12 protein-coding genes are annotated in these 15,516 nt (G+C 62.2%); 6 read left to right on the forward strand and 6 right to left on the reverse strand.

Going from position 1 to position 15,516, the window contains the following annotated elements; translation table 11 throughout:
• Window positions 1-88: 88 nt before the first annotated feature.
• Window positions 89-1,651: a winged helix-turn-helix domain-containing tetratricopeptide repeat protein gene (locus tag ABIA42_RS36425; protein WP_370116218.1), complete on the forward strand. Its 1,563-nt coding sequence runs from the start codon at window positions 89-91 to the stop codon at window positions 1,649-1,651.
• A 505-nt stretch (window positions 1,652-2,156) separates the two neighbouring features.
• Here the strand turns inward: ABIA42_RS36425 and ABIA42_RS36430 are convergent.
• The gene (locus ABIA42_RS36430) at window positions 2,157-3,557 is read right to left on the reverse strand and encodes an IS1182 family transposase (protein ID WP_370114641.1); all 1,401 of its coding nucleotides are present in this window, start codon (window positions 3,555-3,557) and stop codon (window positions 2,157-2,159) included.
• Between the two features lie 232 nt (window positions 3,558-3,789).
• Here ABIA42_RS36430 and ABIA42_RS36435 point away from each other — a divergent pair, with 232 nt between their 5' ends.
• Both ABIA42_RS36435 and ABIA42_RS36440 read left to right on the forward strand, forming a co-directional pair.
• Window positions 3,790-4,644: an SDR family NAD(P)-dependent oxidoreductase gene (locus ABIA42_RS36435; RefSeq protein WP_370143723.1), complete on the forward strand. Its 855-nt coding sequence runs from the start codon at window positions 3,790-3,792 to the stop codon at window positions 4,642-4,644.
• A gap of 124 nt (window positions 4,645-4,768) precedes the next feature.
• On the forward strand, window positions 4,769-5,536 hold the full coding sequence (locus ABIA42_RS36440) for an SDR family NAD(P)-dependent oxidoreductase (protein WP_370116214.1): 768 nt from the start codon (window positions 4,769-4,771) through the stop codon (window positions 5,534-5,536).
• 166 nt (window positions 5,537-5,702) lie between these two features.
• On the opposite strand, the gene ABIA42_RS36445 is transcribed toward ABIA42_RS36440, so the two are convergent.
• The 3 genes from ABIA42_RS36445 to ABIA42_RS36455 form a co-directional block, all read right to left on the reverse strand.
• A complete protein-coding gene (locus ABIA42_RS36445) occupies window positions 5,703-6,041 on the reverse strand; it encodes a hypothetical protein (protein WP_370116212.1) in 339 nt (112 codons plus the stop codon).
• Window positions 6,042-6,211: 170 nt separating this feature from the next.
• Window positions 6,212-6,628, reverse strand: coding sequence for a hypothetical protein (locus ABIA42_RS36450; protein ID WP_370116210.1), 417 nt, complete (start codon window positions 6,626-6,628; stop codon window positions 6,212-6,214).
• Between the two features lie 723 nt (window positions 6,629-7,351).
• Window positions 7,352-9,373 (reverse strand): YgiQ family radical SAM protein, encoded by a 2,022-nt coding sequence (locus tag ABIA42_RS36455; protein ID WP_370123724.1) that lies wholly within the window; start codon window positions 9,371-9,373, stop codon window positions 7,352-7,354.
• Between the two features lie 114 nt (window positions 9,374-9,487).
• Here ABIA42_RS36455 and ABIA42_RS36460 point away from each other — a divergent pair, with 114 nt between their 5' ends.
• Window positions 9,488-9,832 carry a hypothetical protein gene (locus tag ABIA42_RS36460; protein ID WP_370116208.1) on the forward strand — a complete coding sequence of 115 codons (345 nt, stop codon included), beginning with the start codon at window positions 9,488-9,490 and terminating at the stop codon, window positions 9,830-9,832.
• Window positions 9,833-9,838: 6 nt separating this feature from the next.
• On the opposite strand, the gene ABIA42_RS36465 is transcribed toward ABIA42_RS36460, so the two are convergent.
• A complete protein-coding gene (locus ABIA42_RS36465) occupies window positions 9,839-10,504 on the reverse strand; it encodes a GntR family transcriptional regulator (RefSeq protein ID WP_370116206.1) in 666 nt (221 codons plus the stop codon).
• A 7-nt stretch (window positions 10,505-10,511) separates the two neighbouring features.
• The gene (locus ABIA42_RS36470; protein ID WP_370116204.1) at window positions 10,512-11,924 is read right to left on the reverse strand and encodes an FAD-binding oxidoreductase; all 1,413 of its coding nucleotides are present in this window, start codon (window positions 11,922-11,924) and stop codon (window positions 10,512-10,514) included.
• A gap of 166 nt (window positions 11,925-12,090) precedes the next feature.
• On the opposite strand from ABIA42_RS36470, the gene ABIA42_RS36475 reads away from it, so the two are divergent.
• Entirely contained in the window at window positions 12,091-12,975 is an 885-nt protein-coding gene (locus ABIA42_RS36475; RefSeq protein ID WP_370116202.1) for a dihydrodipicolinate synthase family protein, read from the forward strand.
• Between the two features lie 212 nt (window positions 12,976-13,187).
• Window positions 13,188-15,515 carry a TonB-dependent siderophore receptor gene (locus ABIA42_RS36480; RefSeq protein ID WP_370116201.1) on the forward strand — a complete coding sequence of 776 codons (2,328 nt, stop codon included), beginning with the start codon at window positions 13,188-13,190 and terminating at the stop codon, window positions 15,513-15,515.
• The last annotated feature ends 1 nt before the right edge of the window (window position 15,516 follow it).

The following is a 15,516-nucleotide window of genomic DNA, read 5'->3' on the forward strand; positions in this document are numbered from 1 at the left end:
AAGCGCTTTACAAGCGGCTTCCATTCTTCTTACCGTCTGCTTACATCGCAGCTCTGGCGGGGTGCGATCGTACAATAGGAGGACGCATTTGCTTTACTCCTTTGCGGACTTCACGCTGGATACGGACCGGCGGGAGCTGCGGCAGGGAGCCGACACGATTGCTGTCACGCCGCAGGTATTCGACCTTCTGAACTATTTGATCCGGAACAGGGAACGTGTCGTCAGTAAGGACGACCTCATCGCTGGCGTCTGGAATGGTCGCATCGTCTCGGACGCCGCTCTGACGACGCGCATCAATGCCGCTCGGAGCGCCATCGGCGACACCGGCGAGAAACAGCAGTTGATCAAAACATTGCCGCGCAAAGGTTTTCGCTTCGTTGGTGCAGTGCAGGAAGTCCGGAGGCCCGCAAATGAGACGGTTCGCGCAGTCGAGCGGACCGGCGACACGCCGCCGCGCCTATCCATCGTCGTGCTACCCTTCACGAACCTGAGCGGTGATCGTGAGCAGGACTATTTCGCGGATGGTGTAACCGACAGTTTGACCACGGACTTGTCGCGCATCAGTGGTTCATTTGTAATCGCACGGAACAGCGCCGTCTCGTACAAGGGTAAAGCAGTCGATGTACGGCAAGTTGGCCGCGAATTAAACGTTCGCTACGTGCTCGAAGGCTCAGTGCAATGCAGCGGCAGTCGGCTTCGGATGAACGTGCAGTTGATCGATGCTGAGAGCGGCCGGCATCTTTGGGCCGAGCGCTTCGAGAAGCCTGTCGTAGACCTGTTCGACATGCAGGATGAAATCATAGCGAGGCTCGCCAATACATTAGGTGCCCAGCTCATCGAGGCTGAGGCGCGACGAGCCGAGCGTACGGTGCATCCCGATGCGATGGACCTGTACTTCCAGGGCCGGGCCTGGTTGATGAAGGGGTTTAGCCTTGAATGCGTGACGCAAGCGCGGAGCTTCTTCGAACGCTCTCTAGAGTTCGACCCCGGCAACGTCGAAGCAATGATTGGCCTGGCAAGTGTTGATACGGCAGTTGCGACCAGCTTTACGACGGATGACGGGCCTGCGCGGCTTGCAGCGGCAGAGGCGATGGCGAATAGGGCATTGTCCATCAGGCCAAACCGTACTTCGGCCCACTTGGCCTTGGGTTACGTCCAGATCTTTACGAACCGGGCCGCCCAAGGCATCCGCGAATTCGAGCATGCGTTGGCGCTGGATTCGAATAGGGCCAACGCTCATGCTGCCCTTGGCCTCGCCAAGTTCTGCATGGGTCGCGCTGCCGAGACCGAAGGCCATATACGCGAGGCTTTACGTCTCTCCCCTCGCGACGTTGAAGCCTACCAGTGGACGTGTTATGTGGGTGTGGCCAAGCTACAGCTTGGTTCGGACGTCGAAGCCGTCAGTTGGCTACGACGAAGCACCGAGGCGAACCGCAACTTTCCTCTCGCTCATTTGTCGCTCGCCGCTGCGTTGGGCCTGACCGGCGCGCTCGATGAGGCGCGAAATGCTGCAAGAACGGGACTTGCGCTCAACTCGGGTTTCACAATCCGTCGCTTTCTTGCTGCTCAACAAAGCGACAATCCGATCTACCTTGCTGGGGTCGAGCGCGCGTGTGAAGGCTTCCGCCTCGCTGGCGTGCCGGAAGGGTGACGGGCGCTTCCGGTCACAACCAGGTCCGCGACCCGCGTCAGCGACGCGCGTAGGTTCCCCGTTTGAATACCAGCACTAGCGTGACGCCGGCCGGCGTGCGTGGATTCGTAAACTGCAGTTCATCGTCGGTAATTGATGTCACGATTCAGCGTTGATTTGGCGCTCCGAACAGTTTGGAATATGAACTCGTCTCCATGTTGACGTGGATCTTGGTGGCCTCGTCCACTGTGTACGTCCCGGTGTGGGCCACCACACCCGACGCAATCGCATGACCTCCTCCGGCGAGAGACGCGCGGAATCTCCTGATGCGTATTTCGGCGCATCGAAGGAGGCGCAACTTCCGCTTCGGGTCAAAGGCTGCCCTCGGGAGCCCGCATGCCCTTAGTCGGTTCGTCTCTTGATTGTGTTGCAAAACTGGTTTCTGACTTGGGGCGAGCTTGGCTTTTGAGTTTCGGCGGTTTTTTTGGGTACGGGGTGTCGGCGGTTTCCGTTTTGCTGGTGGATTTCAGCACGCGACTGCCAGTTGTGGCGGAGGACGGCAGATTAGCTTGGCCAGCCGCCTCAGGTTCTGCGCGGTGGCTGTGAGCAGCACTTCGTCCCTGACGCCATTCAGGCCCCGCAGCCGAAGCCGGTCGAGCCTGAGAATGCGCTTCATATGAGCAAACCGCATCTCGACCTTTTTGCGCTCGCGGCGCGATTGCTCGAAGGCTTCCGTATTGGCCAGCGCACGGACATGATCGCGCACATCTTCGTTGACGTCGCGGGTAATTTTGCGCACGACCGCCGTCGTGCATTTGGGCTTCAAGGCGCAGCCAGAGCAATCGCTCTTGCTGGCCCTGTAGTAAACGATGTGACCTTGATCGATATTGCCGGTGCTGGTCAGTTCCGCGCCACCCGGGCAAACATAGACATTGCGCTTCTGGTCGAAGACGAAGTCCGCTCGGTTAAAGGTGCCATCGGGGCGTGCCGACTTGTCCCACACCGGAACGTGCGGCGTGATCTTGCGATCCACCAGCCATTTGAGCAGTCTGACCGCGCCGTAAGCCGTGTCGCCTGCCAACCTTTTGGGGCGCAGATCGAAGCGACGCTCAACGCGGTCCACCATGATCTGGGTGACAGCAATCTCAACCGCACGGTTCGCGCGCGTGCCTACCGCATCGAGGATGATCCCGGCCTTGTTGTCGATCAGATAGTTCGCATCATAAGCAAAGAATGGATCCACGCCCGGCCTCGTAACCCATGTTGCTTGCGGATCGGTGAGCGAGACTTCCTTGGGAGGCTTGCGGCGACGGCTGCCTTCACTTGAACCGCCGCCGTCTTCATCGCTGTCCTTATCGCTATTGGCGGCATCAAGCGCTGCGATGTACTCCCGAACCGCATGGGATGCTTCCTCCGCCTTTGGCCAGGTAATAGGCTGGTCGCCGGGAAGTCGCCTAGTCTTGTTCACATCTGCCTTGATCAGGCTCGCATCGACTGAGAACGCTTCGCCTCCGACCAGCCCCGCCGAAATACACAGCGTCACTACACGCTCAAAAACCCGGCGTAAGGCATCGCTCTCACGGAAGCGTTCGCGCCGCGCCCGGCAAAACACCGAGTGATCAGGGATATGATCCTCGATGCCGAGCTTGCAAAACCATCTGTAAGCCAGATTGACCTGGACCTCGGCGCAGAGCCGACGCTCGGAACGAAGTGCAAATACGTAGCCCAAGACCAGCATCCGGATCATGAGCACCGGATCAATCGAAGGCCGGCCAGTGTGCGAGTAGAACGGAGCGAGCTCGTTGTGCACCCAACTCAGGTCCAGCAAACCGTCGATTTGTCGTACCAAGTGATCAGCCGGCACCACCCTGTCGAGATCAAAGGAGTAAAAGAACTGGCCCTGACCGCTCTCCTGCCGCCCTAACATCCGCTGCTCCCGCAAATGCCGCCTCAAACCAACGGAATCACGGTTCGCGAGTCGCCTCAACTGGAGTTTTGCAACACAATCCTCTTGGGAGCGGACGTCACTGCGGTCTGGGCTGGGATCAGCCACGTTCCAAAAACGAACATCCCGCATGCTTCCGAATCGTTGAAAGTGCGGTGAGCGTCAGCTAAAACTTGGCGTTGTGGGGCGAGCGTGTCCGCTCGCCCGGAGGAGAATGCGCGTGAAGGAACTGGCGGGAAAGACAGCATTCGTGACCGGTGCGGCGTCGGGCATTGGATTGGGGATCGCGACCGCTTTCGCCCAGGCTGGGGCGAAAGTGATGCTTTGCGATATTGAAGAGGCGGCGCTGTCCGCAGCGCTCGAGCAACTGCGGCTCACTAACGTCGATGTCGACGGCGTGAAGGCAGACGTCTCGCTCAAAGCCGAACTTGCGGCTGCGGCAAAAGCCACGACCGCCCGCTACGGCAAGGTCCATATTCTCGTCAATAACGCAGGCGTCGGCGGCGGTGGGCCCTACGGCACCTGGACCGATGCGTCCTGGAATTGGACCTTGGGCGTCAACCTGATGGCGACCATTTGGGGGATCGAGATCTTCGGGCCGTTGATCGAGCAGCATGGCGAGGGTGGACATATCGTCTCCACAGCCTCGATCGCAGGCCTCATTTCAGGAGCGAGCACTGCGTACAACGTTTCAAAGTATGGCGTTGTCGCGCTGTCCGAGGGGCTGCGGCAAGAGCTCGCGCCCCGCGGAATTGGCGTATCGGTACTGTGTCCTGGGTACATCCGCACTCAAATCATGAACTCAGGCCGCAACCTCCCCAAGCGCTTCGTCGGGGCAGTCCGTGCCCCGCCGACTTCGGGCCCGATTGCCGAACGGATCGATCAGATCCAGGAACGCGTCACTCAAGGTATCGACCCCATCTATGTCGGCGAACTCGTCCGCGAAGGCGTCGAAAACGACTGGCCCTATATCTTCACCGACCTAGAATTTGAGCCGATAGTCGAAGCGCGATTCGCCGGAATCAAGCAAGGCTTTGACCATATCCGCGGGCGCACCCCGAAGCGATGAGTGCGCAGACTTTCTCCAACCTGATCATTGTTTTGTCAGGCCTACGCGTTGCGGGGCAAGAACCACGTAATCTGTTGCTTATGGAGGAAGCGTGACAAATAGCGTTCACGAACGAGCTTCCGCGATGCCGCGCTATTCTGATATGCAAGGAAAGGTTGTGCTTATCACCGGGGGTAGTAGTGGTATTGGTCTAGCCACGGCGCGCGCTTTTGCACGTCAAGGAGCAAAAGTTGTGATCGCAAGCCGGAGGGAATCCAGTGCAAAAAGTGCGCTCAAGCAACTTGCCGCGCTGGGAGATGCACACTGGTTCCCGACTGATACAACTGACGGCAAGGCTGTCGGGCGTTTGATGGATGCGATCATGAAAATGCATGGTCGCCTCGATCACGCTTTCAATAATGGTGGTAGTGGTGGACGATCGGCTCCGGTTGCCAGGATGTCGGAGGACGCTTGGCGCAAGACGATCGATGGCTTCTTGACATCGGTGTTTTTGTGCATGAGTGCTGAAATCGCCGCAATGACAGACCCGAGCAAATCCGTGATCGTCAACAATGCGTCGGTTGATGGCTTGCGGGGGTATCCGTTTCCTGGCGGGGCAGCCTACTCAGCGGCAAAGCACGGCGTGATTGGTCTCACCCGCAGTGCTGCACTAGAGCATGCCGCTCACGGTCCTCGCATCTGCGCTGTTGCGCCCGGGTGGATAAACACCCCTCCCGTCGCGAATTGGATGAAGCGAGACGAGGACGTTGCAAAGGCAATCACGAAGCAGACGCCTCGTGGAAGCATAGGAACAGGGGATGAAGTCGCCGCGGCCGTGCTCTGGCTCTGTTCGGAGGCCAGCTCCTTTGCTGTGGGAACGGTCTTAGCAATTGACGGCGGTTATCTTGCCTAAGCGGCCCCTAGCCTGACGGCCGCGCGGCGCGATGGTTCAGGCTATCTCACGACCGTTGTGGGTCAAAAGCGCCGTTTGACCAACGGCCCGGCGCTTCCGGTTTATCCCCGACTCCGGACATGTCGCTGCAATGCTCTAACGGAAGCGATGGGCCAAATGCAGACGCTTAACGTTTGCTGGCAAAAAGCTTGCGCTGCGCGAGATTAACGTAGGAATCGGGCCAGTCGACCTCTCTCTTGGATGCCGGAAGATATTGCTTCCGGTCCGCGTACTCGTAGTACAGCGTCCCGTGGATACCTTGCGCATCGCGCTTCAAAATGGGGCGCTCCCATACGGGCGACAGTATTCGCAGCGCCTGCTCTTCCCCCATGCGTTCGGTAAAGTCCTCTATCAACTCTATGTCTTGGCCCTCGCCTGGAAAGATGGCAGCGAACTCATCATCGGTCGCTTGAAACAAGCTGAACGTCGCGTTCACTGCGCGATCTATGATCTGAATGTTCTTCAAGCTCTACTCCCGGGAATCCACGACCATAGACTCTCTAGTACCGATCTCCCAAAGTCCGCAATGGGTCAGAAGCGCCGGTTTGAACGGCGCCGCGTCACTTCCGGTGTGCCCCGATCAGCTGACCATACCTGAGCCAAACCGCACTTCGCCATCGGGCCAACACCGGACCTCTACAAGCCGGTCGTCGTGGCTTTCCAAAACCTATCCATCGCTAAGCAATGCTCTCTGGACTTCGGCCCCAGAAAGCCTACCACCGACCTGAAATCGAATGCCTTTCTGCCATCTGCATGCTGCAGTGATTCAAGAAAGCCGGTTGATAAAGCGGCACGTTCTTGAGCAGCGCCGTCTTCGAGCGCTTGCTCGCAGAGTTCAAAGACGGATTGTATTGTGCTTTTTGGTAGTCGATTGAAATGCTCGACAAGAGCCTCCGCCAATGCCGTACCCACGAGGGTTACAGGCACCACTTCAGGCGACCATTCGGCCTTTAGTTTAGCGAGCACCTCTCTCAATTGAGGCGCAAGATCAAAAATTCTTTCAAGATAGCTCTCATCCCTCGGCATGCGACCAATATGTCGGACACGGATCATGTCGGCAATGGGTCTTGGCCGTGTAAAAACGCAACGCAGAGCAAATTGCAGAGAAAAGTATTTCTTCGAAAGCCCGCTCTGGGAGCATGAGGAGCATACTGAACTGCGGCGCAGCCGTATCCGAGAAGCAGATTCTCTGCCCTTCGGGAGATTTCACGTTTTCACACAGCCAGGGTCATAAGCCGCCTATCCCGCTTGAGACGATTGACTTCCGCGTTGCCTCCGAAACCCGACATCTATGAGCACAATGAACCAGGATAGAAAGATTTGAGCGCGGTGCGGGCAAGGCAAGTCCTGCGGCGGTCATTTCGCAGACGTTGCTGGTCTGCCAGGTGAGCAGGCGATCAGGAACGCCGTCTCCTGCAGCGAGCCGAACAGGCGAGCAAACAGCTCGCGCGGGACGCGGCGTGAAGTGCGAGGATGTCGATATGGGATAGCGGAAGGGGCTCGCCTTGTCCCACGTCCTGCAATGATGTCATCATGCGCCTGTTTTGCCCGACGGAGCAACAGTTTCGTCAAATCAGGAAAACGCGCAGCGGCCTTCCAAAAGATCGTGCTTGATCCACAAGCTCAGGCGCGAGGACGATCCAGCCGGATCTCGCTATGCTCCAAGCCCTTGATTTTGCTGCCCCCGGCTACTGTGCATGGGGTTGTTTTCGACGTTTTTTGTTTTGGAGGTGCGAAGGCGCCACGCAGAACCGGACCTGGTCCGGCTCCCGTCCGCTACTTCATCACCCGCACGCCCTTGGTCGTGAACCGCTGCGTCTTTCCGCCGGGACGCAAAGGGCGCTTCGTGCCGGCGGCCTTGCCGGTGCCGGGCGGCTGGTGTGCAGGCACGAGTTGATGGGGCTGCGAGCCGATCAGGTCGCGGCGGCCCATCTCTATCAAGGCCTCGCGCAGCACCGGCCAATTGTCGGGATCGTGATAGCGCAGGAAGGCCTTGTGCAGGCGGCGCTGGCGCAGGCCCTTGATCGCCTCGACCTTGTCGCTGCCGCCGTGGCGCACGCCGCGCAACGGATTGACGCCGGTGTGGTACATCGCGGTCGCCGTCGCCATCGGCGAGGGCAGGAAGGTCTGCACCTGGTCGGCGCGGTAGCGGTTCTTCTTCAGCCAGAGCGCGAGGTTCATCATGTCCTCGTCGGTCGTGCCCGGATGCGCCGCGATGAAATAGGGGATCAGGTAATATTTCTTGCCGGCCTGCTCGGCCGCGGCGTCGAACATCCGCTTGAAGCGGTCATAGGCGCCGATGCCCGGCTTCATCATCTTGTCGAGCGGGCCGCGCTCGGTATGCTCGGGCGCGATCTTCAGGTAACCGCCGACGTGATGGGTGACGAGCTCCTTGATGTATTCGGGGCTCTCGACCGCGAGGTCGTAGCGCACGCCGGAGGCGACCATCACCTTCTTGATGCCCTTCGTCTCGCGCACCTTGCGATAGAGCCGGATCAGGTCGTCATGCGAGGTGTTGAGGTTCGGGCAGATCTCGGGGAAGACGCAGGACGGCCGCCGGCACGCGGCTTCGACCTTCGGGTCCTTGCAGGCCATCCGGTACATGTTGGCGGTGGGGCCGCCGATGTCGGAGATGACGCCGGTGAAGCCGGGCGTCCTGTCGCGGATCTTCTCGATCTCGCGCAGGATCGAGCCCTCCGAGCGGTTCTGGATGATGCGGCCTTCGTGCTCGGTGATCGAGCAGAAGGTGCAGCCGCCGAAGCAGCCGCGCATGATCGTCACCGAGAACTTGATCATCTCCCAGGCGGGGATCTTTGCATCTCCGTAGGATGGATGCGGGGCGCGCGCGTAAGGCAGATCGTAGACCGCATCCATCTCCTCGGTGGTGAGCGGGATCGGCGGCGGGTTGAGCCAGAGATCGCGATCGCCGTGACGTTGCACCAGCGGCCGCGCATTGCCGGGATTGCTCTCCCGGTGCAGCACGCGTGAGGCGCGCGCATAGGCCTCGCGGTCCTGCTCGACCTGCTCCAGCGCGGGCAGGCGGATCACGGTCGGCCCGCGTTGACGCGATGCGCCCTCGTCGGCGGAATCGAGATCGTCGGCGTGCAGCTCGGTGTAATCGGCAGGGACCTTGCGGAACAGTGCGACGCCCCTGATGTCGTCGAGCTCGCGCGGCGCCTCGCCGGCGGCAAGGCGCTGCGCCACCTCGACCACGGCGCGCTCGGCGTTGCCGTAGAGCAGCAAGTCCGCCTTGGCGTCGGCCAGGACCGAGCGGCGCACCTTGTCGGACCAGTAGTCGTAATGCGCGATCCGGCGCAGCGAGGCCTCGATGCCGCCGAGCACGATCGGCACATCCTTGAACGCCTCGCGGCAGCGCTGGGCGTAGACGATGGTGCAGCGGTCCGGCCGCTTGCCGCCTTCGCCGCCGGCCGTGTAGGCGTCGTCGCTGCGGATGCGGCGGTCCGCGGTGTAGCGGTTCACCATGGAGTCCATGTTGCCGCCGGTGACGCCGAAGAACACTTTCGGCTTGCCCAGTGCCTTGAACGGCTCGGCCGAGTGCCAGTCCGGCTGCGCGATGATGCCGACCCGGAAGCCTTGCGCCTCGAGCAGCCGGCCGATGATCGCCATGCCGAAGCTCGGATGGTCGACATAGGCATCGCCCGTCACCAGCACGATGTCGCAGGCGTCCCAGCCGAGCGCATCCATCTCGCCGCGGCTCATGGGTAGGAACGGTGCCGGCTTGCGCGGTTGCGCCCGGGCCATCAGCGGCTTTTCGGCGGTGATCATCTGGGTGTCCATGGCGCTACGCATAGGACTCCGGGCGGGCGAATTCAACCGATCGGTGTGCCGCCACCGCCGATTGTGATGCCGTGCGGGACCGTGACGCGGTCCACACACCGCTCGATCCATCCCGTGGCCTCCTCGTTTCGTTTCGAGGCGGGTTCCGTCCTCGTAACGGCGCAGATCGGATATCGGGCCATAGGAACCAACCCCGCCCGCGAACATTCTTTTGAGGTTTCGACGCGGGCCCGGGTCGCGCGCGTCTGGATCATTCTGGCGTCCGGTGACGTCGCCTCTGGCGATGGGGGAGCTGTGAGCACGGTCATAGAGAACTTGCTGTTGCGGAAGCAGAAGCTCGTGGAACAGCTCGAAAAGGCGCCGTCGGTCGAGGACCGCGATAGAATCGAACACCAGCTCGAGCAGATCAACACCGCGCTGGATTTTCTGGACAGGCCGGAAGCGAAGGAAAAGCGGTAGACGCGCTCAATCCACCTTGAGCGCTTTCGCGTAGACAATTCCCGAATTGTTGATGTGCGTCGTCATCAGGCCATCGAAGGCGGCGAACTCGCCGCGTGCAAAGAAATCGAGCAGCTTGCGATGCTCGTCGAACGACGTGCGGGTGCGCACGTCGATCGGCGAGGTCAGATTGGTGCGGAGCGCGGCGACGCGGCCGGAGACGAGTTGATAGGATTCGGCGAGGTAGTGGTTGCCGCAATGCGTGAACAGCGCCTCGTGGAAGGCGGCGTCGGCGCGGCCATAGGCGATGTTGTCCTTCGCCGTGACCGCCGGCTCCATTGCCGTGATCGCCGCGCTCATTGTCGCAATCGTGCCGTCGCGATCGTGGCGGAAGGCGAGCTCGGCCGCCTTGGGCTCCAGCGCGATGCGGAAGGTGCAGAGCGCGTTGATGTCCTCCGCGCTCGGCGTGAACACGAAGCTGCCGACCTGCGGCCGGATCACGACGAGGCCCTGCGCCTGCAGCTGTCCCATGGCCTCGCGCACCGGCGTGCGGCTGACGCCGAAGGAATTCGCCACCATCTCCTCGGAGATGGCAGCGCCCAGCGCGAACTCGCCGTCGATGATGGCCTGGCGCAGCCGCTGCATCACCCGCTGCGACAGCGATTTCGGCGTATCGAGCCTGAGCGATCGCATGGCGCGCTCAGATCACCTTGCCGGGATTGAGCAGGTGTTCGGGATCGAGCGCAGCCTTCAGCGTCCGCATCAGCGCGATCTCGGCCTCGCTCCTGGCATGACCCAGCCACTGCTTCTTCAGCGTGCCGATGCCGTGCTCGGCGGAGACGCTGCCGCCCATGTCGCGGACGAGACCGTAGATGATCGCGTCCATCGCGTCCTTCGGCTGCTGCGCGACCGAGAGGCCGGCGACCCAGGAGACGAGATGCAGATTGCCGTCGCCGATATGGCCGTAATAGACGCTCTCGCAGCCCTTGATGCCGGAAGCGAGCGCGGCCTTGCAGCGCGTGACGAACTCGTCCATCAGCGCCACCGCAAGGCCGATGTCGTAAGAGATGTGCGGCCCCAGCACCTGCCCGAACTCGGCGCAGATGTCGCGCACGCGCCAGAAGGCCTGCGTCTGCGCCAGCGACTGCGCCACGGCAGCGTCGGCGAGCAGCCCACGTTCCATCAGCTCTTCGAGCCAGTTCTGGAATCGCGGTCCGTCCACGCTCTCATCGGTGCCCTGCGCCTCGACCAGCACGTAAAGGCCGTGACCTGGTGCGACCGGCGGCTTCACTCCGGCGCGATTCGTGATCACGTTCCAATAGTCCGGCCACATCACTTCGAACGCCGACAGCAGCGGACCGAGCCCGCTGCGCGCGGCGTCGAGCAGCGCGACCACCGCGGCATAATCCTTCAGCGCACAAAGCGCCGCCATCGTCGAGCGCGGCTTCGGGAACAGCTTCAGCACCACGCGGGTGATGATGCCGAGCGTGCCTTCCGAGCCGATGAACAGATGCTTCAGATCGTAGCCGGCATTGTTCTTCATCAGCTTGTTGAGGCTGGTGATGATGGTGCCGTCGGGCAGCACGACCTCCAGGCCAAGCACCAGCTCGCGCGTCATGCCGTAGCGGATCACGCGGTTGCCGCCGGCATTGGTCGAAAGATTGCCGCCGATCGCACAGGAGCCGCGCGACCCGAGATCGAGCGGAAAGAAGAAGCCGGCTTCGTCGGCGGCCTTCTGGATCGTCTCCAGCGGCGTGCCTGCTTTCACCGTCATCGTCGCGGAGGCGCGATCGATCTCCTCGATGCCGGTCATGCGCTCCAGCGAGATCGCGACCCAGCCCGCTTCGGGCGAGGCGCCGCGGCACAGTCCGGTCAATCCGCCCTGCGGCACGAAGGGCAGCCGCGCCTGCCGGCAGGTCGCAATCGCATCCGCCACGCCCTGCGCATCGAGCGGCCGGATCACCGCGAGCGGCGTCTGCGGCAGGCTCGCGCTCCAGTCGTTGCAATTGCGGGCGGGCACCTCGCTGCCGGTCAGCACGGCGGCTGCGCCGAGCCTGTCGCGCAACTGGCCGAGCAGCTGGTCGGGCCGTCCGGCGGGGGTCGCCATGTCCATGCGAGACCTCCTCAATATTTCTGCCACGCCCAGGGCGCCGGGATTTGCATTCGTCCTTGTATGTAAGGTACAAGCTAGAATGTAAAGCAGAAACAGAATCCCGGTAAGTTGCGGAAGATCGTTTGAGATCAGCGGCTTAGCTCTGGACGACAGCAAGGGCGGTGTGATGACGGAGGCAATTCGCGGGTTCTGGGTGGCGTCGGCGACGCCGCTGGCGGCCGATGGCAGCGTGGATCACGGCCGGCTCGCCAGCCATGCCAAGCAACTCTTCAGCAAGAGCGTCGACGGCGTCGTTCTGTTCGGCACCACCGGCGAAGGCACCTCATTCAATGTCGCCGAACGCGTCGCGACCATCGAAGCCATGCTCAAGGCCGGCGTTGCGCCGGAGCACATTGGAATCGGCGGCGGCTTTCCCGCCATCACCGACAGTATTGCGCTGACGCGCGCCGTGCTCGGCCTCGGCCTGCGCCACGTGCTGCTGCTGCCGCCCTATTTCGACCGCAGCGTCACGCCCGAAGGCATCGCGGATGCCTTTGCCGCGATCGTCGATGGTGTCGCCGACGATCGGCTGCGCGCCTCGCTCTATCACATCCCGCAGGTGTCGGGCGTTGCGATCCCGACAACGGTCGCCGCGAACTTGCGCAAGCGCTATGGCAAGCAGGTCGCCGGCCTGAAGGACTCCAGCGGCGACTTCAAGCAGTTCCAGGCATTCCGCGCGGCCGCGCCCGAGCTCGCCATCACCGTCGGCAACGAGCCCGACATCGCCCGCGCGATCGCCGCGGGCGGCGCCGGCACCATTTGCGGCATGGCCAATATCGTGCCGGAGCTGGTCAAGGGCATGCTCGACGGCAAGGATGTCGAGGCGCGCATGCAGGCAGCGGCGGATGCCGTGGTGAAGACGCCGTCCCTGGTCGCGACGTTGAAGGCCATCCTCGCGGCCCAGACGGGCGATACAGGCTGGCTGCGCGTGCGCCCCCCGCTTCGCGCGTTGTCCGACGGCACCGCGCTCAAGCGGAAGCTCGACGCGTTGATGGCGCCTGCCATCGCGTGAGCCCGCGAAAGATCGCGACGCGCCGCCGCGTATTCGCGTGCTGCGTGCCGCGCTCGGCAAGACGACCATTTGAGATTGCCGTTCAGCGCCGATGCGTTCTTAGAACCATTCAATACTAGAGCTATTCAAGTCCGCTTGCGGTTCCGCTCGCACTCCGTGCCTGTTAGACGCGCCAGCTTCAATGCTGCGTCTGACCTGGAAGTGAATCGAACGTGCGTGCTTATCTGGATGGCCAATGCACCAGCGGCCACCGTCATCGTGCCGGCAAGAGCTGCGCCGGTCTTCTCATCTCAGCGGCTGTGCTGCTCGCCGAATGCCCCTCCAACATGACGACCGCCCGGGCGCAATCGGCGCTGCCGCCGGTGACGGTGGACGCGCCGGCGCAGCGGCCGAAACCGGCGCGGGCATCGGACCAGTCTTCACGCCGCCCCCAAACCGCCGCGCGCCAGCGTAATCGCAATACCGCACCCGCAGCGCCGACGCTCTCGGAGCGAGCGGCCGCGGAAGCCGCCGCACAGCAAGCCGCAAAGCTCGGCTACCGCGCGATGCCGAGCGCGACCACGCTGCGCAGCGGAGCCTCGCCGCTCGACACCTCGCAGGCCGTCAATGTGGTGCCCGAGCAGGTGCTGAAGGATCAGCTGCCGCGCAACATCGATGATGCGCTCGCCAACGTCTCGGGCATCACCCAGACCAACACGCTCGCCGGTACCCAGGACGCCGTGATCCGCCGCGGCTTTGGCGACAATCGCGACGGCTCGATCATGCGCAACGGCATGCCGCTGGTGCAGGGCCGCAGCCTCAATCCCGCGGTCGAAAGCGTCGAGGTGCTGAAGGGGCCGGCCTCGCTGCTCTACGGCATCATGGACCCCGGCGGCATCGTCAACACCATCAGCAAGCGGCCCGAGCTGTATCAGCACGGTTCGGTCACCTTGCTCGGCTCGACCTACGCGAACAACCGCAGCGGCGCCGACGGCCTGCTCGACGTCACCGGCCCGATCGGCGATCAGGGTCTTGCCTATCGCTTCATCGGCTACGGCGTCAGCGAGGATTACTGGCGCAATTTCGGCCGGCACCGCGAGATGCTGGTTGCGCCGTCACTGGCCTGGTACGGAAAGGACACGACGGTCCAGCTCAACTACGAGCATCGAGAGTTCATCTATCCGTTCGACCGCGGCACGGCGTTCATCAACGGTGCGCCGCTGGCGATCCCGAAGACGCGCCGGCTCGACGAGCCTTACAACAACATGTGGGGAACGTCCGACCTGATCCAGGCCTCGGTCGAGCATCGCATCAACCAGGACTGGAAGCTCTTTGCCGGCTACAGCTACAATACCGAGACCTTCAGCGCGAACCAGCTCCGCATCACCGGCGTCAACGCGAAGACCGGCGTCGAGACGCGCAGCAATGACGGCACGCAGGGTTCTCTGAGCAATTCGAGCTACGGGACGTCCTACATCTCGGGCGGATTCTGGCTCGGCGACATGCGCAACGAGGTGCTGTTCGGCGGCGACGGCCAGTATCGCACCATCTACCGTGACAACCTGATCCGGCAGGCGGCCCCGTCCTTCAATGTCTACAACCCCGTCTACGGTCTGATCGGGCCGGGCACGACGGTTTCGAATAGCGACAGCGCCCAGACCGACAAGCTCGGCCAGTGGTCGCTGTTCTTCCAGGACACGCTGCATCTGACCGAGCGTTTCGCGCTGGTCGGCGGTGTGCGCTACATGGACTATGATCAGCTGGCCGGACGCGGGAAGCCGTTCATCACCAACACCAACGTCTCGGCGGATGCGGTGCTTCCGCTCGGCGGCGCGATCTTCAAGCTCACCGACCAGATTTCGCTCTATGCGAGCTACACCCAATCGCTGAAGCCGAATTCGACCATTGCTCCGCTGAGCAATGGCGGCGGCGTCGTGCTCGGCTCGAACATCGCGCCGGAAGAAGGCACGCAGTACGAGACCGGGCTCAAGTTCGATCTCGACAAGCGCCTCTCCGGTACGCTCGCGGTTTACGACATAGAGAAGCAGAATGTGCTGGTCAGCCAGCTCAACACTGCGACCGGTCTCAACGTATACACCGCGGCCGGCAAGGTCCGCTCGCGCGGCCTCGAGATCGACGTCACCGGCCGGCTCTCCGACAATTGGAGCATGATCGGAAGCTACGGTTACACCGATGCGCGTGTGACCGAGGATCCGACATATGCCGGCAAGCAGCTGCAGAACGTTGCGATGAACACGGCCTCGCTCTATCTGGTCTACGATTTTGGGACAATGCTTCCCGGCCAGCTCAGGCTCGGCGGCGGCGCCCGCTATGTCGGCGACCGGCCCGGCGATGCGTTGAACACGTTCGTGCTGCCGTCCTATGTCGTCGCCGATGTCTTCGCGACCTATGAGACGAAGCACCAGACACTTCCGGTCATCTATCAGCTCAACGTCAAGAACCTGTTCGATACGCTCTATTACACCTCCGCCCAGAACAATCTGGGCGTCGCCATCGGCGACGCGCGCCGCGTGTCGCTGTCGGCAACAGTGAAGTTCTAGC

Source organism: Bradyrhizobium sp. USDA 327 (assembly GCF_041262065.1).
Taxonomy (GTDB): domain Bacteria; phylum Pseudomonadota; class Alphaproteobacteria; order Rhizobiales; family Xanthobacteraceae; genus Bradyrhizobium; species Bradyrhizobium liaoningense.

What these genes read in the sequence shown, in the direction of transcription:
- ABIA42_RS36440 (WP_370116214.1), top strand. Translation starts at nt 4,769, where the DNA reads ATGCCGCGCTATTCTGATATGCAAGGAAAGGTTGTGCTTATCACCGGG.
- ABIA42_RS36430 (WP_370114641.1), bottom strand. Translation starts at nt 3,557, where the DNA reads ATGTTAGGGCGGCAGGAGAGCGGTCAGGGCCAGTTCTTTTACTCCTTT.
- ABIA42_RS36455 (WP_370123724.1), bottom strand. Translation starts at nt 9,373, where the DNA reads ATGGACACCCAGATGATCACCGCCGAAAAGCCGCTGATGGCCCGGGCG.
- ABIA42_RS36465 (WP_370116206.1), bottom strand. Translation starts at nt 10,504, where the DNA reads ATGCGATCGCTCAGGCTCGATACGCCGAAATCGCTGTCGCAGCGGGTG.
- ABIA42_RS36450 (WP_370116210.1), bottom strand. Translation starts at nt 6,628, where the DNA reads ATGATCCGTGTCCGACATATTGGTCGCATGCCGAGGGATGAGAGCTAT.
- ABIA42_RS36470 (WP_370116204.1), bottom strand. Translation starts at nt 11,924, where the DNA reads ATGGACATGGCGACCCCCGCCGGACGGCCCGACCAGCTGCTCGGCCAG.
- ABIA42_RS36475 (WP_370116202.1), top strand. Translation starts at nt 12,091, where the DNA reads ATGACGGAGGCAATTCGCGGGTTCTGGGTGGCGTCGGCGACGCCGCTG.
- ABIA42_RS36435 (WP_370143723.1), top strand. Translation starts at nt 3,790, where the DNA reads ATGCGCGTGAAGGAACTGGCGGGAAAGACAGCATTCGTGACCGGTGCG.